Source organism: Botrimarina colliarenosi, from assembly GCF_007859955.1.
GTDB lineage: Bacteria > Planctomycetota > Planctomycetia > Pirellulales > Lacipirellulaceae > Botrimarina > Botrimarina colliarenosi.
On the sequence record NZ_SJPR01000002.1, the window covers coordinates 707,129 to 727,429 of the forward strand.

Consider the following 20,301-nt stretch of genomic DNA (forward strand, 5'->3'; position numbering starts at 1 on the left):
TCTCGACGGTCTTGGCGCATTGCGACAAGAAATATCCGCTCGACTTCTCTAAGCGAGACAGGACGGCTGCGGGACAGGCGACGCCTTCAATGACCGCGCCTCACCTCAACTTGGCGACGTCGTTCGGCGAGGAGCGGTAAGAAAGCCGCCGATAGCGAGTAGGCTAACTAACATGCTCGCACAAGGTTCAGGAACGAGCGTGAGAGTCAACACGGCATCTGGAGAGAAGTATTCGTCAATCACACTTCCACCAACCGGTGGGGTGAACGTTGACACGAGATTGAATTCGAACGGGCTACCGTCGGCTAAGATTCCACTCAAGAGGACGTCGCGTTCGGCAATCGTCGTCGGCAACCAAGACGTCAAATCAAGGGGAACTCCGTCGAGGAAGAACTCGGTTCCGAAAATATTCACATTGGAGTCGGAAACTCCCGAGGAGCCATGGACGGAGAGGCCTTCGGTGAATTCACCGCCTCGGATATTCATCGTGTTGCCGGTGGCGATGAATCGTTCGCCGAAGACGCCGCCGCTGATGTCGACCGAGCCTAGAAATGCATAGACAATTCCTTCAAAAACCCCGCCACTGATATTGTAATCGACGATTTCTGTATCAATCGCGCCGGAAAAAACTCCGCCGCTGATATTCAGCGTGCTGTAGGCGGAGGAAGGTATCTCACCGATGATTCCGCCGCTGATGTTAGCCACGCTACCTTGACCAAACGTCGCCCGGCCGATGGAAGCTCCGTCGCCAATGTTGATCGTACTAAAGTTGGAACCCAAGCCGCTGACAGTTCCTCCGCTGACGCTCGCTGAGCAGCCATTCCAGCATGTTAAGCCCCCCACGGACCCTCCGCTGACATTGACGACCCCGCCGTAGACGGTGAACCCCTCCATGGTCCCTCCGCTAACATTAACTTCCACGTCCGTGCTCAATCCGCTGAAGTGCCCTGCGACAAAACTGCTTCCGACGTAGCCTCCATCAAATACGTTTAGCGTCGTGTTCGACCCAATCGACTCGTTAGCTCCAATCAGCGTTGGTGGCGAGTTGATGACGCCCGCTGGTAGGGTTGGCGGCGGGAGCAATTCTTGGTCTGCGTAGATTGTCGGAAAGGCGACGACCGTCGCCAGGACATTGAAAACGCACCAGAACGCGAGCTGTGATTCTTTTATTTGCACTGGTCTTCCCCTGAAAAGTATCCGTGACTCGATTGCGGCTGCGGCTTCCCGCTACTGTATCCGATCATTCTGTCGAATGCGAACTCTCGCGTCGGCTAAAACGGCCTGCTCCCCGCAACAGCTATGATCCGAAGACCAATCGATCCTGACTCGCCAGTAGGGCATCTCCCTGTGTCTCCAACGACGCCAGGACGTGGCTTTGACCCAACATGCCTCAGCCGACAGGAGAATGCGGTGCGGCAATTGACGGCGAGAGTCAGCCGGGGTCGCCTATCTGGCTGCAGCAACATTCTATGTCTGAGCAAGTAGCCGCTTCGTCGCCCGATAGCAGCCGCTACTCGCTGTCGCTAGGACCGCAAGCAACGCGGCGGCCGTCGGTGGCTCGGCGCTGGGCGGCGGCTCCGCGAGCCGATGGCCGAGGCGCCGGGTGCCACTGCTGGCTCGCCAGCCGTGTGAAGCGGGTACCCAGTCCCCACTGCCGGACAAGCCGGACAGTGGCACCCAGAAGTCGTCGCTCCAAGTCCCCGAAGCTGGACCCCCCTCGGCGGCTCAGCGATCGGGCTACCTGACTGAGTTGCACCACACCGACGCACTTTCAGCGCGACGATAGTACGCGTCGGCGTGCGTTGCCTTAACCGGTAGAGAGCGGCCGCTACTCGCTGTCGTCAGGACCGCACACAACGCGGCGGCCGTCGGTGGCGCTGCGTTGGGCGGCGAGCACGACTTGGAGCGCACAGTAAGCGTCCTCGAGGCTCGTTGAGCGGAGGACGAGGCTCGACACCGAGCGGTGGAACGCCATCAGCAAGCGCTCGCCCAAGGGGCGTTCGTCTTGCACGTGCTCGGTGTGCTGACCCGCTTCGTCGAACCAGGTGACGGTGCCGGGGAGGTCGACGAAGGCGATGCCGCGCTCGCAGGCGACCTGCAAGTCGGCCGGGCGGCGGAATGCGGCCGCCTCGCTCCAGCCGGTCGGAACATAGCTGCCGCAGGCGATCTGGGCGAGCACCGGCGGCGCCGCCGGGTTGCTGGTCTCGAACTCGACCGTCACCAGCGAGTAGTCGTGCGGCTCGATCCCGCCCGGCGTGCTGTGGGTGGCGCACTGGACGGTGGTTGGTTCGCCGTCAGCGATGTAGCGGCACCAATCGACCATCTCGATCAGGCGGCGGCTGTGGCTAGCAGGCGCCTCGTCGAGGCCGCCGCCGTGCGTCGGGGCGGCGTGCCGTTCGTTGCAGAACAGCATCCGCGGCGCGCCGAGGCGTGTGGCGATCAGCTCCTTGAGGCGGATCGTCGCCGGCGCCAGACGGAAGGGGAACTCGGCCATGAAGGCGATCCCCGAACGCCGAACCCGTTCGCGGAGGGAGCAGGCCTCGCGTTCGGCCAGCTCGACCGAGGCGCCGCAGTAGATCGCCTTGCCGAATTCGCAGGCGGCGTGGATCGGCAGGGCGCCGAACCAGCGGCCCGACAGCATGAGGATCGCCTCGATGTCTTCGGCGGCGGCCAGGGCCCGGAAACCGTCGATTGGCCGGGCGCCGAGCTCGGCGGCGACCTGGTCGGCCCGGTGGGCGACGGGGTCGCAGACGGCCCGCACGCTGTAGCGGTTCGACAGGGCCGCCAAGGCGGGCCGGTGACGTGACTGCCAGGTGGGGCCGAGCCCGATGAGGCCGACTTTGAGCTTCAAGGCGTTTTGCGGGGGTGGACGGCGGTTCGCGGACGTTCCGCTGGGGCCAGTCGGTTTCGCCCCGGGATAGTATAAAGAATCGGCGCCGATCGCCCAAAGCCTTTCCTATTTTGAGTTTACGTCCTGAACGCCCCGATATGAAGCTCTCGGTGGCGATCCCCGCCCTCAATGAAGAAGCCGACATCGACGCCTGCGTCGCCTCGGCCTTGGGGCTCGGCGCGGGTTGGGGAGGGCCGGTCGAGGTCGTTGTCGCCGACGGCGGCAGCCGCGACGCCACCCCCCAGCGCGCCCGCGAGGCGGGCGCCACAGTGGTCCCCTGCCAACGCGGCCGGGGTCGCCAACTGCGGGCCGCGATTGGGGCGTCCGCCGGCGATGTCGTCCTGATGCTCCATGCCGACGCGACCCTGCCCCCCCACGCCGGGCGCCAGCTCGCCGACGCCCTGGCCGACCCGGCGGTCGGTTGCGGCGCCTTCCGCCAGCACATCGACGCCGGCGGGCGGCTCTACCGCTGGCTCGAAGCGGGCAACGCCTTCCGCGCCAGCCACCTCGGCACGCCCTACGGCGACCAAGCGATCTTCGTCCGCCGCGACCTGCTGGAGGCGATCGGCGGCGTCCCCGACCAGCCGCTGATGGAAGACGTCGAACTGATGTGGCGTTTACGCCGGCATGGTGTGCGGCCGGTGCTGCTCGACGGCCCGGTCGAAGTCTCGCCACGCCGTTGGCGGCGGCACGGCGTGGTGCGTCAGACGGCCCGCAACTGGGGACTGCTAACGGCGTACGCCCTGGGGGTGTCGGCCGAGCGGATCGCTAGCTGGTACGCGCCGCATCGAAAGGGCTGACGAACCGCGGCCGTCTTCGTCGTTGGGCGACACATTGATCGATAGTCGCGGCTCACTGTCGAAGGGTATCTATCTACAACCCCTTCAGACTCCACAGCGAGTCGTCCGGCGTTACTCCCTTAAGCGCTCGTGCGATCTGGGCCGTCCGCTCCAGCGCGTCGCGTAGCACCGCTCCCCACGGCCCATCCTGCGCGCGGTCCCATGCGGCCTGGGCCATCGCGATCGCGGGGTCATCATCTGCGGCCAGCGGATCGTTCGCAGCGAGGGGCTGGGCGGGAAGCTGGTCGTAGTACGCCCGGAACACCGTCGTCGCGGCGAAGAAGTCCCGCATGCCGACCTGGTCCGCCAACGCCGCTTGGAGCCGTAGGCAGGCGTGTTCGTGGACCTTCTTGGACGGGTTGTTTTGGAGTCCCCAATCGAGCTGACGCCAACTCGCGGGGCCTTCGCAGAGGGCGTGACACGCTTCGTGCAGGACCATCTGCGCGAGGCAGTCGTCTGGGTCCAACGTCTCAGGCGTCCCGATGGTGAGAACGCCGGCGCCGTCCCACGAGGCGTTCACCTCGGCGCTCCGCTCGATCCGCATCCCCATCTGGGCGGCAGCGTGGGTCCAGATCAGCGTCAGGGGGTCGGCGTACGTTCGTTCGATCTTTCGCACGGGCGGACGAGGCCGGAGGTTCGAGGCCGGAAGTTCGAGGCCGGAAGTTCGAGGAAGAGACGCTTACTTCAGCAGCTTGCGAACCGCGGGGCTTCGCAGTTCCTCGAGCACCGCCGGCAGGTCCTCGCCGATCGGGCCGAGTTTGCCGCGGCCTTCGCGGAGGCGCTCGGTCACGGCGCGGACGACCGTTGGGTCGACGGCGTCCCAGACCTTGGTGTGGAGCGCGGCGGGGATCGGGTCGAGCGGCCGGACCACCCGGAAGCCGACGCCGGTCGCCGGGTAGTCGGCGTACCACCACGGGCTGCGGGGCAGGTTCGGGTCGGACGACTTCCAATCGCTGTCCTCGGTCGGCATCCGCCCGGCGAGCGTCACTTGGTCCGCTTCGGCGTCGTACCAGCCTCCTTTGGCGATGCGGGCGTCTCCCTCACGCGGCCACGCGACAGCGTCCGCCCACCCGACCTTCTTGCCTGTCAAATCGGGGCGGCCGTCGGGGTAGACCGCGTCGAGCAATAGCTCCGCCGCATTGCCGAGCGTGTCGTAGAGGCCCCAGGCGTTGGGCGTCTTTTGACCAACCTCGTGGGCGACGAACTCGGAGTTGTCGGTCGTCCAGGCGACCGCGTCGAGGTCGTCGGGCGTGGCGTCTTCGACCGGCTGGCCCGCCGCGGCGGCGTGGAGCCACTCGGCCTCGCTCGGCAGGCGGTAGTCACGTCCCAGCACAGCGCTGAGCCACTTGGTGTACTGCTGCGCGCTGAACGGCGTCATCGTGACGGCGGGCAGCGCGGGGTCTTCGCCCGATTCGTAGGTGGTCGAGGGGTCGTAGAGCGGCGTCGGGGCGGTGACGGCGTCGACTCCCAGCGCGGCCGCGTCGATCGCCCGCTTGGCGGAAAGTTTCGAAGCGAGTTGCGGGTTCTGTTGGAAGACGTCGGCCGCCTCGCCCTGGCCGTGGAGCGTCGCCAGCTGCTGTAGGAGCGCGAACGCCTTGTCGAGCGCCATGTAGCGGCGGTACTCGGCCCAGGTGACTTCGGTCTTGCCAACCCAGTAAGGAGGGAGCTCGACCTCGACGAAGGCGGCGTCGCCGTCGTCAGGGCCGACCGGCAGCCGCACAACGCCGCCGGGGATGGGGAGCATCTCGAACTCGACCTCCGTGCCGGGGATCGTTTCGGTGTAGGCGACCATCCAGCCACGGTCGGTCGGGACGGCGCGAACGTCATCGGCCGGGCGTTCGGCGACCAAACCGGCGTCCCCCCTGCCCTGCCCCGCAGCAGCCAGGACCAGGGCGAGCGACGCGACGAGTCGATAGCAGAAGCGGTTCGTCATCCGGCAGCGGGGGCTGGGGGAAAGCGTGGGGGCGAAGCTCCGATTATGCTTGCCCGTTCGCCGTGGGGAAACAGCCCGCGGACGCCAGCAGCTCGGCGACCCGTTCCATCGGCAGGCCAACAACGTTCGATTCGCTCCCCGCTTCGACGTGGACGAAACCGAGCCCGTCCTGGTAGCCGAAGCCGCCCGCCTTGCCCTCCCAGGCGCCCGAATCGACATAGTCTTCGATCCAGGCGGCCGAGAGCTCGCTCATCCGCAGCGTGGTCATGACCGCCTCGGAGGCGAGACGCGTGGCCACCCCGCCGGACAGCAGCTCCAACGCGACGCCCGTGTAGACCCGGTGCCGGCGGCCACTGAGGGCGGCCATCATGGCGGCGGCGTGCGCGTCGTCACGCGGTTTGCCGAGGATCTGGCCGTCGCACTCGGCGACCGTGTCGGCGGCAAGCACTAGCAGCGGCACCGGCGGATCGGCGAGCTGGGCGACGACGTCGCCGAGCTTGCGAATCGCCAGATCGACCACCAACTCGGCCGGTCCACACCCGGAACAAAGCCCGGCCTCCTCGACGCCGTCACGGGCCGCCACGACCCGAAACTGGTAGCCCGCCTCGGCGAGCAGCTCGCGGCGGCGGGGCGATCCACTGGCAAGCACCAGCTCGGGCTGCGACATTGAGCAATCCTGGTAGACATCCGCCACGCCTCCGTCGACGCGGAGCGGAGGAGCCGATCCGCCGCCCCGATTCGATCGATTCGCGGGCTTCTCTATTATTGAACCATTAAGAAAACGCTGTGGACTCCGAGACGCTCCGCGTTCTGCACGAGGATAACCACCTGCTGGCTGTGGCCAAGCCGGTGGGGGTCCCGACCATGGGGGCGAAGCCGGGCGTCACCTCGGTGCTCGACCTAGCGAAGGCGTACCTCGCCGCCAAGTACGACAAGCCGGGCAAGGTCTACCTGGGGGTCGTCAGCCGGCTCGACGCCCCGGTGACGGGCGTGCTACTCTTCGCTCGGACCTCGAAAGCGGCCGGTCGGTTGACCGAGGCGTTCCGCACCCGCGAAGTCGACAAACGCTATCTGGCGGTCGTCGAGGGCGAGCCGCCCGAGCGCGAGGGGGTCCTGACGCATCACCTGATCAAGGACGAACGCAACCGGCGGATGGTCGCCACCCACCCGGGGGCCCACGGCGCCCAGCAGGCCGAACTGTCGTACGAGACCCTCCTGTCGCACGGCGGCTGTAGCTTGCTCGCCGTCCGACTGATGACCGGCCGTAAGCACCAGATCCGCGTGCAACTGGCGAAGATCGGCTGCCCGATCCTCGGCGACCGCAAGTACGGGGCGGCGACGGCTTACGAGCCGGGGATCGCCCTGCACGCCTGGCGGCTCTCCCTCGAGCACCCGGTGCAGCGCGAACCGTTGGCGCTAGAATGCGAACCGGCGCCCCGTTGGGGGCGTCTGCCCGCGGCCGAGTTGGCCCGGGTGTTGGCGGACGCTTGATTGCCGATCCGTCAATTTGACGCATACTCAATAAGTCGCCCGGCTGGCTGCGAACCCCTGTCGTCCTCCCCCTGCGAGCGCCACCGTTTGTCTTCGCTCTCCGACCTCACGACACCGACCGCCGTCACACCCCTGACGGCCACCATCGCCGCCAGCGGGCTGGTGGAAGGTTTGGCGTTGCACCGGGCGGTGAGCCACGTGGTGACGCAGCGACCGACATCCCCCGAGGACCACGACCGCCGGCTCGGCGAGAGGCTTGTCGAGACAGGGGTGCTGAACGCCTGGCAGGTCGACCAGCTCCGCCGCGGCCGGACGAAGTTCACGCTCGGCCCCTACCAGATTACCGACTCGATCGCCCGCGGCGGGATGGGCCACGTCTTCAAGGCGAAGCACGAGTTGCTTGGCCGCGTCGAGGCGGTGAAGGTGCTCCCCCGTGGCAAGAGCACGCCCGACGCGATCGCCAGCTTCCGGCACGAGATCCGCGCCCAGGCGGCGCTCGACCACCCGAACCTTGTCCGCGTCTCCTACGCCGACCGGGAGGGGGATCTCTATTACCTCGTTACCGAGTTTGTGCCGGGGATCGACCTGCGTCGCCTGATCCGCCGCCGCGGGCCGTTGAGCGAGTCGGTCGCGGCTTGGGTCGTCTCGCAAGCGGCGGCGGCGATCGACCACGCCCACCGCCGTGGCTTGGTGCACCGTGACGTAAAGCCGGGCAACGTCTTGCTGACTCCCACCGGCGGCGTGAAGGTCACCGACCTCGGGCTCGCCTGGTCGCTTGAGGGCGTGACCGCCAACGACGAGGTCTACGCCGAGGGGAAGATCGCCGGCACCAGCGATTACCTCGCCCCCGAAGCGATCCGCTACCCCAACAAAGTACGGCCCGAGAGCGACCTCTACGGCCTGGGATGCACGCTCTACTACGCGGTGACCGGCAAGGTCCCTTTCCCCGGCGGGACACACGCCGACAAGCTTCGCCGCCGACTGCGGGATGAGCCGATCGAGCCGCAGGTGATCAATCCCGACCTGTCGCCGGCGATCGTTGCGATCATCCGGCGGGCGATGTCGCGTCAGCCCGAGCACCGCGCCGCCTCGGCCGCCGAGATGGCCCGGTCGCTGGCGGCTCTGACCGACGCCGCCGACCGAGAGCGTCTCGCTGTCGTCGTGACCGAGGCGGTCGCCAAGCGGAGCGTCGCCGACGAGTCGGCCGTCCGCTGGGCGAGCGGTGAAGCCGAGGACCTGCCAGAAACTGTCGGGTTGCCGCTGCACGAGATCGGCCCCGCGTTCTTTCCCGAGCCACTGCCCGAAATTGACCTCGATCAGCGCCCCGTCCCATCGGAGCCGGCCCCCGTGGCTGAGGCCTCGGCATTGGGGCGCGCCAGCAACCTGCCGCAGCGAATCACCTGGGTGTCGCTCGGCCTGACGGCGGCGATCCTGTTGCTATCCGCCCTGCGCGGCCTGTGGAGTTGAGTCCTCCCCGTCGCGGGCCGCCGCGTCTTGTCGCGCTTTGTCGATCGACACGGCCAACTCACGTGACTCGCGGGCGTCGAGCGCTGAATTGACCACGACGAACGTCTTCTCAAACAGCCGATCGAGCCGCGCCTTGGCGAGCGGGTGGTCCGCCTTGGCCGACCGCTGCGCCGAATCGAGGCGCCGTTTGAAATCGGACTGACCGGGCAGGCTCTCGAACTCGTCGAGCAACCGCTTGGCGGCGTCGAACTGCTGGTCGTCGGCAAGCCGGCGGATCCGCTCGGCGAGGATCTTGCGGCGGGCGACCGTGTCCACCAGCTCCTCGCGGAGGCTCGTCACCTCGAGCTCCGCCCGCAGCCGCGAGCGCTCGTCCACCAGCGGCACGTCGATCAGCGGCGTGACGCCCGGCGCCACGGGGATGCTCGCCACGGCGATCGTCCCGCACCGCACGTTCGCCATCCAGACGCCCGACTCCGCGGGGAGGCGGACACGGCCGTCGTCGTCGGTGTAGCCGATCGGTTGCAGCGTCTCTTCGCCGAGGCGACCGAGCAGCACCTCGTAGCCGGGCAGCCCAACCGACTCGTCGTCGAAGGCGTGCAGCCGCAGCCAGGTCCTCTGCGCGGGATCAACCGGCGCCGCGATCGCAAACAACTCGACCCGCCCGCCCGACCGGCCGCTGAACGGCCGTCGCGTGTGGCTGAAGACGGTCGCCGACGGGGCGCTGTCGGCTTCTTCAGGATCGGCGACAAGGTAGGTCCAGGGATTGGGACCGACCTCGGACACCTGGCCCTCACGGTCGAGGCGCCGGCGATACGGCAGCAGCACCGACCCCGGCTTGGCGGTGGCGATCGTCGTGCCGGGCGCCGCTGCGGCGGCCCGGTACGCCAGGGTCACACGACGTGGCGACGCCGGGTCGCGCACCAGCGTCGCAACCGGTCGGAAGCCCGCCTGAATCGCGTCGAAAAGTCGTTCGGGAAGGTCGGCCGCGCTCGCGGCTCGTGCGACCTTCACCGACCCGACGTCGCTCAGCAGGACATCGGTTTCGGTGACCTTAATCTCGTAGCCGGCCCCCGTGGCGGTGACCATCACTGCAAATTGCTTATCGACCGGCTCGCCGTCGGCCGCGAGATCGGCGGCTTCCCTCGAACGGATCCGCCAAAACCCGGGCAACCGCGTGTGGACGCGTTCAACAACTTCGCCCAGCAGGCGTTCCCGCTGCCGTGCCGGGAGCGTCGTCCGGGACGCGTCGAGTTCAATCATCACCTCGTAGGGGCGGCTATCCCACAGCGCGTCGGCCGCGGCCGAGCCAACAGCGACGAGCGATAGCAACGTCGCTAAGATGAGACGTCGGAGCAAGGAAGTCATCGCGATCCTCCCGCCGTCACGCGCCAGCCGTCGACCGTTTGGTAGAGATCAACCGGCTCTCGACCGATGCCGCTGAGGTTCGCTTGATGCGCGATTGACTCGACCGTCTGCCACAGCGGGATCAGCGGCAGGTCGGCGTAGGCGATGCGGTGCAGGTCGCGGAGCGCCTCGACGGCGGCCTTGCCGGTGCGGGCGGTGACGACCTTCTCCAGGCCGTCGCGCATCGGCGGCGAGCATTCCCCGGCCAACCCTCCCGGGCCGAAGAGCCGCCACACGTCGACCAGCGGCTCAGCGACCGTGATCTCGGCGTAGCGGAGGTCATAATCGACGCGCCCCGCGGCAAGCTCGCCTTCACTCGCCTCGGTGAGCGTGACCTCCAGGCCAACGGCGCCGAGTTGGTCGCGGATCGCCTCGCAAGCGGCGCGGGCGATGGGGGTCGGCGGGTGGGCGAGCGTGATCGCGGTCGGGACCGGCGCCATCGACGCATCTTCGGCCGCCGCGTCCGCCGCGCGGGCGGCGGTCAGCAGCAGCGCCGCCAGCCGAGGCTCGTAGGGGCGGGGCTCGATGCTCTCGTTGTAAGCATAACGGAGGGGATCGCCGAGCGACTTGCCACGTGGCGCCGCGGTCGAGAGGACCGCGAACCCCTCCAACTCTTCGCCGCCAAGCACCACCTTCTTGAGCGTCACCTCCCGGGCGATGCCGTAGACGACGGCCCGCCGCACTTCGCGTCGCTCGCGGAGCGGCGTCGTGGGGTGCAGCAGCAGGCAGTGGAGGGTCGGCAGCCGCAACTCGGCGAGCCGGACCCCCGGCGTCGCCTTCGCCTCCGAGAGTTTCCACGGCGGCACGCCGGTCAGCACGTGGATCTGTTGCGCCCGCAGCGCGGCCATCGCCTCGTCCAGGTCGCTGTAAACAAACTCCTCGATCGCGCGGAAACCGCCGCCGCCAGAGAGCCGTTCGTAACGGACCGACGCCTCGGAGCCCTCCGGCAAGCGGACACGCCGCCAGGCGCCGGGCGCGATGTTCGCTGCATGGGGCGGCAGCGACGCGGCGGCCAGCGCCAGCGGCTGTGGGTACGGCGTCTTGAGGTCGATTTGTAATTGGTCCGTCCCGACGACCGACACACTCGCCGCCCGCTCGCGCAGCAGGCTCAGCGGGTCGCTGGCGCTGTGGGACGGCTCGAGCAACAGGCGGGCGAGTTCGTAGGCGCCGCCGCTCGACGGATTGGTGAAGCGGATCGACAGTTGCTTGCGGCCGTCGTCGACGTCGAGCTGCCCGGCGGTGGTGGCGTACTCGCCGCCGGCCGGCAAGTAAGCCTCGAGCGTCGCCAACCGGCCCCCCACCAGACGGCTCGCCCGCCGCGCAGCGGGCGTGTCGAGGCCGGGCGTGCTGTCGGGCGCCGCGGTCTCCCACACCCCCACCCAGAGGGTCCCCTCGGCCGAGCTGAGCCGCTGCAGCAGCTTGCTCGTTTCGGGCGAATTGGGGTCGAGCGCCACGGCGCCGCTCGCGACGCGCAGCGCCTCGCGAATCTTGCCAGCGGCGGCGAGCTTCTCGGCCTTCTCCCGCTGCCGTTGGGCGCCCTCGGCAATCCGCCCCAACCAGCGCTCGCCGAGCGTGAGCCGCATTCCGACAAATTGGGTCTCGATGGCGTCGGCCGTCCGCCGGACGCCAAGATAGTCTTCCGCGTCCCAGCGGGCGTTGAGGATCGCGTCGCCGATGACCTCGACCGCCTTCACGAGCCCCTCGGCGCGGGGCGAGAACTCTTTGAGGCTCTGCAGCAACGCCAGGGCGTGGTCGTACTCGCCGGCGGCGAAGCGGGCGCGGGCCTCGTCATAGAGCGCCTTCGAGAAGGCCTCTTTGAAACCGGTGTAGTCGCGGTAGTCGCGGTCGAGCCGCGCGAAGTAGTCGTACGCCGCGTTGAAGTCCCCCTTCGCCGCGTTGGCCTTGGCCGCCGACAGGAGACGCTCTTCGAACAACTCAACCCGTTCGATCGAAGAAGCGGGGATCGCGATCTCTTCGCCGGGGGCGTCGATCAGCCGCGCGATCAATTCGCCCGACCGGGGCGCCGCGGCGCCGGGCGTGCGGTTGGGAAGCGGCAGCACTTCGAGCCGGGCCGAATCGCTGGCGGCGTTGAGGACCACCAGATCGGACGGCTGCCGCTCGTAGAGGGGCGTCTCGGCGGCATGCGCCACCGCGGCGAGGACCCCGAGGGCCAACGCCACAAGCCGCGTTCGATAAAAGCAGGTCGCGAGCAAATCGCTAAACACAGGTGAAAGGATCACGGCCGATTGATGACGAGCACCGTGCCATCGGCGGCGGCGACGAGCCAACGCGGTCCGTAGACGGTGGGACCCGAACCGATCGGCTCGCCCAGGTCGAGACGCGCTGTCGCGTCGCCCGACGCCAGGCCGTAGCGGGTCAGCACCCCGTCTCGCGTCGCGACGACCACGCTGTCGCCGTCGATCAGCGGTTCGCCGAGGGGCTGAAATTCCGACAGCGGGGCCCGCCAGGCGATTTGCGGACCGTCCGCTAGCTGGACCGCGACGACTTCCTCGCTCGTCGCGACCAGCACGACGTCGCCGGCCGCATAGGGGCCCCAGACGATCTCGCCGCCGACCGGCGTCGACTGCGGGTTATCGAGTCTTGGCAGGTCGAACACCGCCAGGGATCCGCCGGCTAGGCCAATCGCTGCACGGCTCTTCCCGATTGCGGCGATCGTCACCGGCTTCGCATCGGTCAGCGCAGCGCTTCCTCGTTCGGTGAGCGCGTCGGCGGTGATCCCCAGGCAGTAAACCGTCTTGGCGCCATCCGACAACACGGCGAGCAGGTCGTCGCCGGCTTTCGCGGCCGCTGGCGCGGTCCAGGCAATGTCGGCGCCGACGGCGACCGTCGGCTGGAACGGCGTCGCCACGGGCTGGCCGGCGGTGTCTAGCAAGTGAACTTGGCCCATTTCCAGCGGCGTCAGAACGCCGCTGCCCATCACCGTGGGCTGGCAAGCCAAACGGCCCGGCAGGCCGACCGAACGGGCCGCTGCGCGGGGCGTCACCCGGACCGCCAGCCACTGGCTGGCGCCGACTTGGGCGAACACCGCGTCGCTGCTGGCGAGGCGGACCGAGGCGTCGTAGACGACGGGCCGTGTCGGCGTCGCGGCGGGCTTAGCGGACTGGCGAGACCGCACCTCCTGCGGGCCAATGAGATGGGTCTCTCCCCCGGTGGTCGTTGCGACGACACCCCGTGCCGTTTCAGAGAAGACGGGGGGACCGAGCGGCGGGGCGGCGAGGTCGGTCTCCCAAATCAATTCGCCGCTGCGGGTATCGCTCGCGGCGAATGTGACCCCGGGCTGCCCCTTACGGACCCGCGTGTGGAAAAGGGCGTCGCCTTTCTTCTCCAGCGGCCCAACAAAAAGGTCCCCTTCGCACGGGTCGGTGAGCTCGCGCGCCACGAGTTGGCTGTCGGCGAGTGAAGCGGCGGTGCGACGCAAGCCCTCGCCGGCAATCCAGACATCGCCGCGGGTCTCGATGACGCTACGCCGCCGCGCCGGTCCGGTCTGGACGCCTTGCGAGGCGACGAGCGTCAGCGGCGGGCCGTCTTGTGACGAGGTGACTTCGAACAGATAAACCGCCCCCGCCTCGGTGGTGACCAAGAACCGCCGACCCGAGACGACTGCCGGCGTGGTGACGACGCCTTCGAGGCGCCACTCTCGCAGTTGATTGCCAACGACTCCCGACTCGTCGGTCGCGAAGACGTTCAGCCGGCTTGTTTCGAGGCCCGTGTTCTCAATGACGAGCACCCGCCCGCCAATCGACAGCGGCGGCGCGACGATCGAGCCGGCCGCGTGGCCGGTGTAGCGGACGCCCACACAAGCGAGCGAAGCGGCGTCGAGCGTGTAGAGGCTCGACTGCTGGCCAACGACATACGCCTTCTTCGACTCGCTATCGAACGCCGGCGCGGCGCGGAGCGGTTGGGCGAACTGCGCGTAACCGGCGCGGCCTCCCGACTCGCTGTCGTAGGCGTAGAGCCTTCCGGTCTCGGTAGCGACCAAGACGCGATCGCCGGCCAAGACCGGCGTGTGCAGCGGCGCGGTGTCTCCGGCGACCTCGGCACGCCAGTTCAGAGCGCCCGTCGTGGTGTCGAGGCGGACGATTTCGCCGCGACGGTGATCGATGACGAACAAGCCGTCGCCCGCGTCAACGGCGGGCGTTTCGGCGAGCCGTTCTCCGACCGGACGGCGCCAGGCGAGGGTCCCGTCCGTGGCGTTGAGTCCGTAGAGCACGCCGCCGAACTGCCCCGTTACGACGCCGGTCGCGTCGGCCTGCCCGGTGCGGCGGGGGTTCGCCAGCGGCAACGCAATCGCTACCGGCGATGCCGGCTCATCGGTCGCGGCCTCGGCTCGGTCTTCAACGAAACGGACCTGTTCTTGCTCTGCCGCGACGGCGGCGGCGAGCTGCTCGGCGAGGCGCGGGTCGTCCCGCAGCTCGGGCCGTCGGACCACAAAGGCGGCCTGCGCCGCGTAGGCAGCCGGCAAGTCGTCGCCGGCGATCGCGGTGCGGATGGTTTCGAGCGTCGTATCGAGGTCGGCGATGGCTTCGCGACGCCGCGCGACGCGGTCGAGCAGCTCGTTGATCTCGGTGAGGTCACGCTCGTCGCGGAGCGACTTGGGGACGTACTTGGTGTTGCCGACAAGCGTCAGCGCCGACTTGGCGTCGGTGACGAGTTGATCGATCCGTTCGCTAGCCGCGTCGCCCGCGCCGGACGCCCGGTCGGCCGCCTCGGCAAGGCCGCGAGCGATCCGCGGCAAGATGGAGGCGAACTCGCCCCGGCTGTCGACGAAGGCCGGTTCGTCTTCGATCTGGGGGATCTCTTCCTCCGCGACGCGGAGGGCGCCGTCCCAGTCGGTCGACGTCTCGGTGAGTTGGCGGAGCTTGGTCACGGCGAGCTTGACGCGCGCCTCGCTCCAACGGGCGTTCCCCTCGAAGTCCTCGACAAACTGCTGGTACTCGTCGCGGGCCTGAGCGTAGGAGCCGCTGGCGTAGGCCTTCTGCGCCGAGTCGAGGAGTTGGTCGCCCGACTGCAAACTCATGACCACCAACAGACCGACGCCGCCCAGCAAGAGCAGCGCCAGGGCGCCCCCTCCCAAGAGCAACAGCGGGGAGTCGAAATCGTTCTTGTGCGACTTCTGGACGTGCTTGCGGCGGCCGGCGGCGTCGCGCTTCTCGCCCGCCTTGGCGCGCTTCGCCTGGAGCTCTTCTTCGAAGGGATCGTCGCTCGACGACGGATCGGGCCGAGATGGGTTGAGGATGCCCGAACCGACCTGGATAAAACTCTCGCTCGGCGCCTGGACGAGGGCCGCCGCCTTGGCGTCGGACAGGAGCCCGCGCGACTGCAGCTGCTTGGCCAGCGCCTCGGCCGTCACGGCGCCGCCGCTGGCGCGGTACTCCTCGTATAGCTCGTCGAGCACGTCGTTGGAGACGAGCTTTTGGAGTTCGATCGCTTCGAGGAATTGCTTCGCGGTCGCCATCGGAAGGGGTCGCTCGCTCGGTAGGTCGCTGGGTACTAAACGCGGAGGTCTGGGTGCTGCTCTCAGAAGTCGTCTTCGACGCTCACCAGTCGGATCTCTTCGACGCCGGCGCCGCTGCCCGCGTCGAGGGCGGCGACGACAAACTCGTGCGTCGCATCGCCGCTCGCTTGGACGAGCATCTTGCTGTAGCCGCTGCCGCTCGTTTGGCCGCCTTCGGGCGCCTCGCCCTTGCGGGCGGCCCGGACTAGGTTCCGCATGTCTTGCTTGCTGGGGGCCTTCACCTCCTCGGTCCAGGAAGGACAGAAAACCCAGAAGACGTTGTCGCCGTCGACCCGCACGACGATCGAGTCCTCTTCGAGCTCGTCCATCGACTGGGCGGGCGCCTTCTCCGAATCATCGACTGGCGGCACTGCGATCGCCTTCTGCAGCGCGAACGCCGCGGTGATCATGAAGAAGATCAGCAGCAGGAACGTGACGTCGACCATCGGCGTCATGTCCATGTCGCCCTCTTCCTCCGGCTCACGGCGCGTGCGGGTCCACGGGCTGGGCTTTCCAGCGGAGGACGGAGCGGCGGGTGGCGGGGGAGTCGGCATCTTGGGCGGGATCAGTCGGTGTCGAGCACCGCGAGGTGGAGGCTCGCGCCCGGGACGCGCGAGATGCTCGCCACGACCGTGGCGACGTGGCGGTAGGCGACCCCTTTGTCGGCTTTGACGATCACGTTCGGCTTGTTGTCAGTCAGCCCGGTCTCGACCGCCTTCTGGATCGCCGCGTCGCGCGCCGCCGCATCGCCGGGGAGCAGGAACTCGGCCAGCTTGCCGTCGGCCGCGTAGACCGAAGCGACGTCGCCCGCCTCCTGGGAGACGGTGAAAACCGTCGACTCGAGCTGGCTGACCGCCTCGCCGTGCAGGGCCTCCGGCAGGTGGACGGCGCTCTCCTGGTCGGGGGTCGAGGTGACCAGGAAGAAGATCAGCAGCAAGAACGTGATGTCGATCATCGGCGTGATATCGACATCGTCCTCGCCCGACGCGGCGCGCTTGCGTCGTAGCGACGGCGAGAGCGAGGCGGCGGCGGGATTGAACGGCACGGGCGGGACGGTTTCGGCGGGGGGAACTTGGTGGTGGGAAACGGCGGGCGGCGCCGGCGGCTAGCGGAGACGCAGCACCTCGAGCACCTGCGACACCCCGGCGGTCACGAGGTCCTCCATCTTACGGATGCGGACGTTGATCCCCTCTCGCGCCAGCAGCAGCGGGACGGCGATCGCCAGCCCACACGCCGTGGTGATCAGGGCGAACATGATGTCCTCGGCCATCTTGCCGGTGTCGACCTTCGTGCCGGTGCTGAGGTTGGCGAACGCCCCCATCATGCCGATCACGGTGCCGAGCAGGCCGATCATCGGCGCGCTCTTGATGACGGTCGAGACCCAGCTGAGGCGGTAGTCGATGTCCGACATGACGTCGAGCTGGAACCGCTCGGCCAGTTGGCGCTCGACGCGATCGACGCCCTGCTCGCGGTTCATGATGGCGTACAGCGCCAACTGCGGCATCGCGCGGCGGTCTTCGCCGCACAGCGAGATCGCCTCGTCGTACTTCTTGGCGGAGATCGGCTCGTCGATCGCTTCGACGAAGGCGTCGAGCTCTTCCTCGTCGCGGAAGCGAGTCGTCACGACCCGGCGCCACACCAGGATCAGATTGAACGCGCCCCAAATGGCGATCGCCGCGAGGCCGACGTAGATCGCGTAGCCGACGATCTCAAAGAGAAAGGTGAATCGCATGCGCGAGCCGAGGGAGCTATGGGAGGGTGGGGAGGGAGTCGCTTTGTGGTCGGTTATCAGTAGAAGCGTTGCACAGCGACTTCGAAGTCGAACCCGGAGCCGTTCTTGACCACCTTAAAAACGGTCAACGCGATTCCGGAGGTCGCCTTGCCGCTGGCGGCCTGCTTCTCGAGCTGCAACAGCTTGTTCTGCAGTTCGGGGGAGCAAAATTGCAGGACAAGCTCGCCGCGATCGAGAATGCCCGCTTTTTCCGCCAGCTTGCGGTCCAACGGGTAAAGCGGTCCGCCGGAAGAATTAAAGTATAACCGCCGGTCGGCCGCCGGGTCGCCGGTCCGGACCGTTGGCTTCGGGGTGCTCAACTTGCTGGCGTAATAGACCTGATTGTCGCTGCCCAGCACCGCGATTTCGAGGCCGACCGCGTCGAACCACTGGGCGTACTGATCGACCGACTCGGGCTCGAAGCGGATCTCGCGGCGTGGCTCCCGGGCCCCGCCCGTGCCGTTGCCCGCGATGCCGGTCCCACGGGGGTCGCCGCGCGACGCGCCGGCGTTGTCCGCCGACTCGGCCGTCATATCTTCGGCCATCAGGACCGCGTCGCTGGTCGCCGCGATCGATAGCTGGTCGAGCAGCGACTCGAGATTCCGCTCGAGCACCTCGGGGGCGTTCTCGACCCCCGGCATCATGTCGTTGGTGTCGCCCGTGTCGCCCGCCATGTTGTCGCCCGGGGGCGCGACCGGCGTGAAGGGGATCGCCGGCGGCGTCCGCTCCAAGCGGCTCGAGAAGTAAATGATGACAATCGCGAACGTCGCCATCCCGACCAGCAACAACAGCGCGATCAGCAGACTCGTCGTCCGGTCGTACGCGCTGACGCGGAGACCCGACGCGGCCCGTTCAGGACGCAGCGATTCAAGAGAGTTAGCGGCCAAGGTCGATCACCGCCTCCGGCCGCAGGGTCAGGTACCAGCGTTTCCACTGCTCGAGTTCGGCGTACCGCTGGTCGTCGTTGAAATCGTCGGGCATGCCAAAGCCTCGCGGCCGCCGGGCGATGGCGCGGAGACCGTCGCGGGCCGCGAGGGCCACACGCGGGTCGGGGTCGGTAAGGCCGTAGAGCAACGCGGGGAACAGATCGAGGTCGCCCAAGTGGCCCAGGGCCCGCGCCGCAACGAGTCGCTGGCCCGGTTCGCCCGTGTGCAGCACCTGGGTGAGTCGCTCGGTGTCGGCCGCACTGAGGTCGCCGACGACCAGCGAAGCCGGATCGGAAGCCAAGGCGTCGAGCCGGTCCGATTCGCCCTTCTCCATCATCGAGAGAAACTCGCCGACACCGACCGGGTCCATCTCAACGACGACTTGGCCCCGTTTGAGCTTCGCCGCCGCGAGGTTCTTCGGCAGCCCCCGGCCGCTCACCAGGGCGCCCTCACCGATGCCGGCCCGCAGGCTTTTTTGCGTCGCCCGCATGAGGAAGAGCACCGCAAACGCCGTGTCGGCCGGGGTCCCGCAGCCCTGTTGCCAAACGCCGGGCGATTGCTGTGATTTCTCGATGTAGTCGACCCCCTGCTCGTACCACTTCGGCTCGAGATTGGTGTCTCCCGTCCGGGCTTCACGGAACGAGTGGTAACGCTCGAGCGCGTAGAGGTAGTAGTAAGGATAGCGGCCCGTGGCTTCGATATCGGCCTCGTCCATCCACTCTTCGCCCTCTTTGATCGCCGCCTGGACCCGGTCCCAGTCGACGCCACGCGGGCTGAGATTCTTCGCCGCGCTGGTCCGATCGCTCGCCAGTTGCACCGAGGGGGGGAGTTCGACGCCGCCGGGGCCCTGCCCGCCGGCCGCGGCCATCGAGCCGATGTTGAGAACGCCGTGCAGGTCGGCGCCGATCATCAGGCTCGCCAGCGCCGCCGCGGTCAGTGTCGGCGTGACCCCGGCCTGCTGGATCAGCTGCGAGCCGTTGGCGACGTTCCCTTTATAGCCCCAGCCCCCTTCGGGCGATTGCGTCCGGCTGAGCCAGTCGATCAGCCCCTTCGCCTCGGTTGACTCGATCGACAGGCCCACCTTGTGGGCCTGCCACATCGCCAGCGCGACGTACTGGGTCTGCGACGTGTCGCCCAAGTTTTCCCCGGTGTAACCCCACCCGCCGTGCGGCATTTGCCGGCGGGTCAGCATCCCGAGGTACTGCTGGATGAGCGCCCGTTCACGCTGCGGGGCCACTTCCGTCAGGAAGATCACCGCCAGCCCTTGGCTGTAGGTGGTGTCGTCGCGGGCGACGTCACCCGCTTCGCTGCGGCACGCCTCGATCGCTTCGCGGATACGAGGGCTCTTGGTGTGGCCCGCCTTGTACAGGGCGAGACCCACCAGGCACTTCGCCCCCAGACGCCGCTCGTAATCGCCCCCCTCGTACGCCATCTTCTCGAGCGACGCCACACCGGCGTCGACGAGTTCCCGCACCCGAGCGCTCGTCGGCAGCAGCGCGTGCGATTCGCCCCCTGCGAGGCAGCAGGCGAGAACCGCCAGCAACGCGAGCCGCCATGGCGTCGCTTTACTAGGGCGCAAGGGGCGGGTGGGGCGGAGAGGTGGCACAGCGAAGTCAGTAGGATCGATCGAGAGACGCCCCGAATCTTACGCGGCAGTGCGGACGGGGGCACGCGGCAGTGCTGACGGGGGATCGACGCGGATGGGGATCGACGTAAATCGTTTACTCGATGCTACTTCCGGACAGACCATCCCGTCAACCAGTTGGGCCCGGCCCGTCAACCAGCTGGCCCGGTTAACCCCGAGGGCCCCCCGTTTGACAGCGGGCCACCGCGCCCTAGAATGCGGAGCTTCGCTGAAGAACTCACGTCCTGGGCGTCTCGCGCCGAAGAGAGTTCTCTACCAGCGGGGTCTCCGTCACGCCTCCGGGCCACGGGGAACCGGGTGCATAGCTCAGTTGGTTAGAGCGCAGCCCTGATAAGGCTGAGGTCCCAAGTTCGAGTCTTGGTGCACCCACTTTGTACTTCTTCGGAGCGGACGCCCCGCCAAGAAGGGCCCTCGGCGGGA

Annotated in this window: 16 protein-coding genes and 1 tRNA gene; 4 read left to right on the plus strand and 13 right to left on the minus strand. The window is 68.0% G+C overall.

Annotated elements, in window-relative coordinates:
* Positions 1-105 precede the first annotated feature (105 nt).
* Both Pla108_RS10800 and Pla108_RS10805 read right to left on the minus strand, forming a co-directional pair.
* Positions 106-1,176 carry a hypothetical protein gene (locus Pla108_RS10800; protein WP_146444939.1) on the minus strand — a complete coding sequence of 357 codons (1,071 nt, stop codon included), beginning with the start codon at positions 1,174-1,176 and terminating at the stop codon, positions 106-108.
* Positions 1,177-1,828: 652 nt separating this feature from the next.
* Complete coding sequence (locus Pla108_RS10805) at positions 1,829-2,851, minus strand: Gfo/Idh/MocA family protein (RefSeq protein ID WP_146444940.1); 1,023 nt, start codon at positions 2,849-2,851, stop codon at positions 1,829-1,831.
* A 137-nt stretch (positions 2,852-2,988) separates the two neighbouring features.
* Between Pla108_RS10805 and Pla108_RS10810 the strand changes: the two genes are divergently transcribed.
* Positions 2,989-3,690, plus strand: coding sequence for a TIGR04283 family arsenosugar biosynthesis glycosyltransferase (locus Pla108_RS10810; protein WP_146444941.1), 702 nt, complete (start codon positions 2,989-2,991; stop codon positions 3,688-3,690).
* 73 nt (positions 3,691-3,763) lie between these two features.
* Here Pla108_RS10810 and Pla108_RS10815 read toward each other — a convergent pair whose 3' ends face one another.
* From Pla108_RS10815 to Pla108_RS10825, 3 genes are all read right to left on the minus strand, one after another.
* Entirely contained in the window at positions 3,764-4,345 is a 582-nt protein-coding gene (locus tag Pla108_RS10815) for a hypothetical protein (protein WP_146444942.1), read from the minus strand.
* Between the two features lie 63 nt (positions 4,346-4,408).
* Positions 4,409-5,662, minus strand: a complete 1,254-nt coding sequence (locus Pla108_RS10820) for a formylglycine-generating enzyme family protein (RefSeq protein ID WP_146444943.1) — start codon at positions 5,660-5,662, stop codon at positions 4,409-4,411.
* 43 nt (positions 5,663-5,705) lie between these two features.
* A complete protein-coding gene (locus tag Pla108_RS10825; RefSeq protein WP_146444944.1) occupies positions 5,706-6,329 on the minus strand; it encodes a Maf family protein in 624 nt (207 codons plus the stop codon).
* A gap of 119 nt (positions 6,330-6,448) precedes the next feature.
* On the opposite strand from Pla108_RS10825, the gene Pla108_RS10830 reads away from it, so the two are divergent.
* On the plus strand, positions 6,449-7,153 hold the full coding sequence (locus Pla108_RS10830) for an RluA family pseudouridine synthase (RefSeq protein WP_231934419.1): 705 nt from the start codon (positions 6,449-6,451) through the stop codon (positions 7,151-7,153).
* Between the two features lie 87 nt (positions 7,154-7,240).
* Complete coding sequence (locus tag Pla108_RS10835) at positions 7,241-8,620, plus strand: serine/threonine-protein kinase (RefSeq protein WP_146444945.1); 1,380 nt, start codon at positions 7,241-7,243, stop codon at positions 8,618-8,620.
* Here Pla108_RS10835 and Pla108_RS10840 read toward each other — a convergent pair.
* From Pla108_RS10840 to Pla108_RS10875, 8 genes are all read right to left on the minus strand, one after another.
* Entirely contained in the window at positions 8,591-9,985 is a 1,395-nt protein-coding gene (locus Pla108_RS10840) for a hypothetical protein (RefSeq protein ID WP_146444946.1), read from the minus strand. The two genes, Pla108_RS10835 and Pla108_RS10840, sit on opposite strands and share 30 nt — an antisense overlap.
* Positions 9,982-12,264, minus strand: a complete 2,283-nt coding sequence (locus tag Pla108_RS10845; protein WP_197526472.1) for an ABC transporter substrate-binding protein — start codon at positions 12,262-12,264, stop codon at positions 9,982-9,984. Before Pla108_RS10845 ends, Pla108_RS10840 begins: the two co-directional genes overlap by 4 nt.
* Entirely contained in the window at positions 12,261-15,500 is a 3,240-nt protein-coding gene (locus Pla108_RS10850; RefSeq protein ID WP_146444948.1) for an outer membrane protein assembly factor BamB family protein, read from the minus strand. Before Pla108_RS10850 ends, Pla108_RS10845 begins: the two co-directional genes overlap by 4 nt.
* 62 nt (positions 15,501-15,562) lie before the next feature.
* Positions 15,563-16,093: an ExbD/TolR family protein gene (locus Pla108_RS10855; RefSeq protein WP_146444949.1), complete on the minus strand. Its 531-nt coding sequence runs from the start codon at positions 16,091-16,093 to the stop codon at positions 15,563-15,565.
* A gap of 11 nt (positions 16,094-16,104) precedes the next feature.
* Entirely contained in the window at positions 16,105-16,584 is a 480-nt protein-coding gene (locus Pla108_RS10860; protein WP_146444950.1) for an ExbD/TolR family protein, read from the minus strand.
* 60 nt (positions 16,585-16,644) lie between these two features.
* Positions 16,645-17,271, minus strand: a complete 627-nt coding sequence (locus Pla108_RS10865) for a MotA/TolQ/ExbB proton channel family protein (protein WP_146444951.1) — start codon at positions 17,269-17,271, stop codon at positions 16,645-16,647.
* Positions 17,272-17,327: 56 nt separating this feature from the next.
* Positions 17,328-18,197 (minus strand): hypothetical protein, encoded by an 870-nt coding sequence (locus Pla108_RS10870; RefSeq protein ID WP_146444952.1) that lies wholly within the window; start codon positions 18,195-18,197, stop codon positions 17,328-17,330.
* Positions 18,187-19,815 carry a hypothetical protein gene (locus tag Pla108_RS10875; RefSeq protein WP_146444953.1) on the minus strand — a complete coding sequence of 543 codons (1,629 nt, stop codon included), beginning with the start codon at positions 19,813-19,815 and terminating at the stop codon, positions 18,187-18,189. The genes Pla108_RS10870 and Pla108_RS10875 overlap by 11 nt, the downstream gene beginning before the upstream one ends.
* Positions 19,816-20,176: 361 nt before the next feature.
* On the opposite strand from Pla108_RS10875, the gene Pla108_RS10880 reads away from it, so the two are divergent.
* Positions 20,177-20,250 (plus strand) — tRNA-Ile (locus Pla108_RS10880).
* Positions 20,251-20,301: the final 51 nt, after the last annotated feature.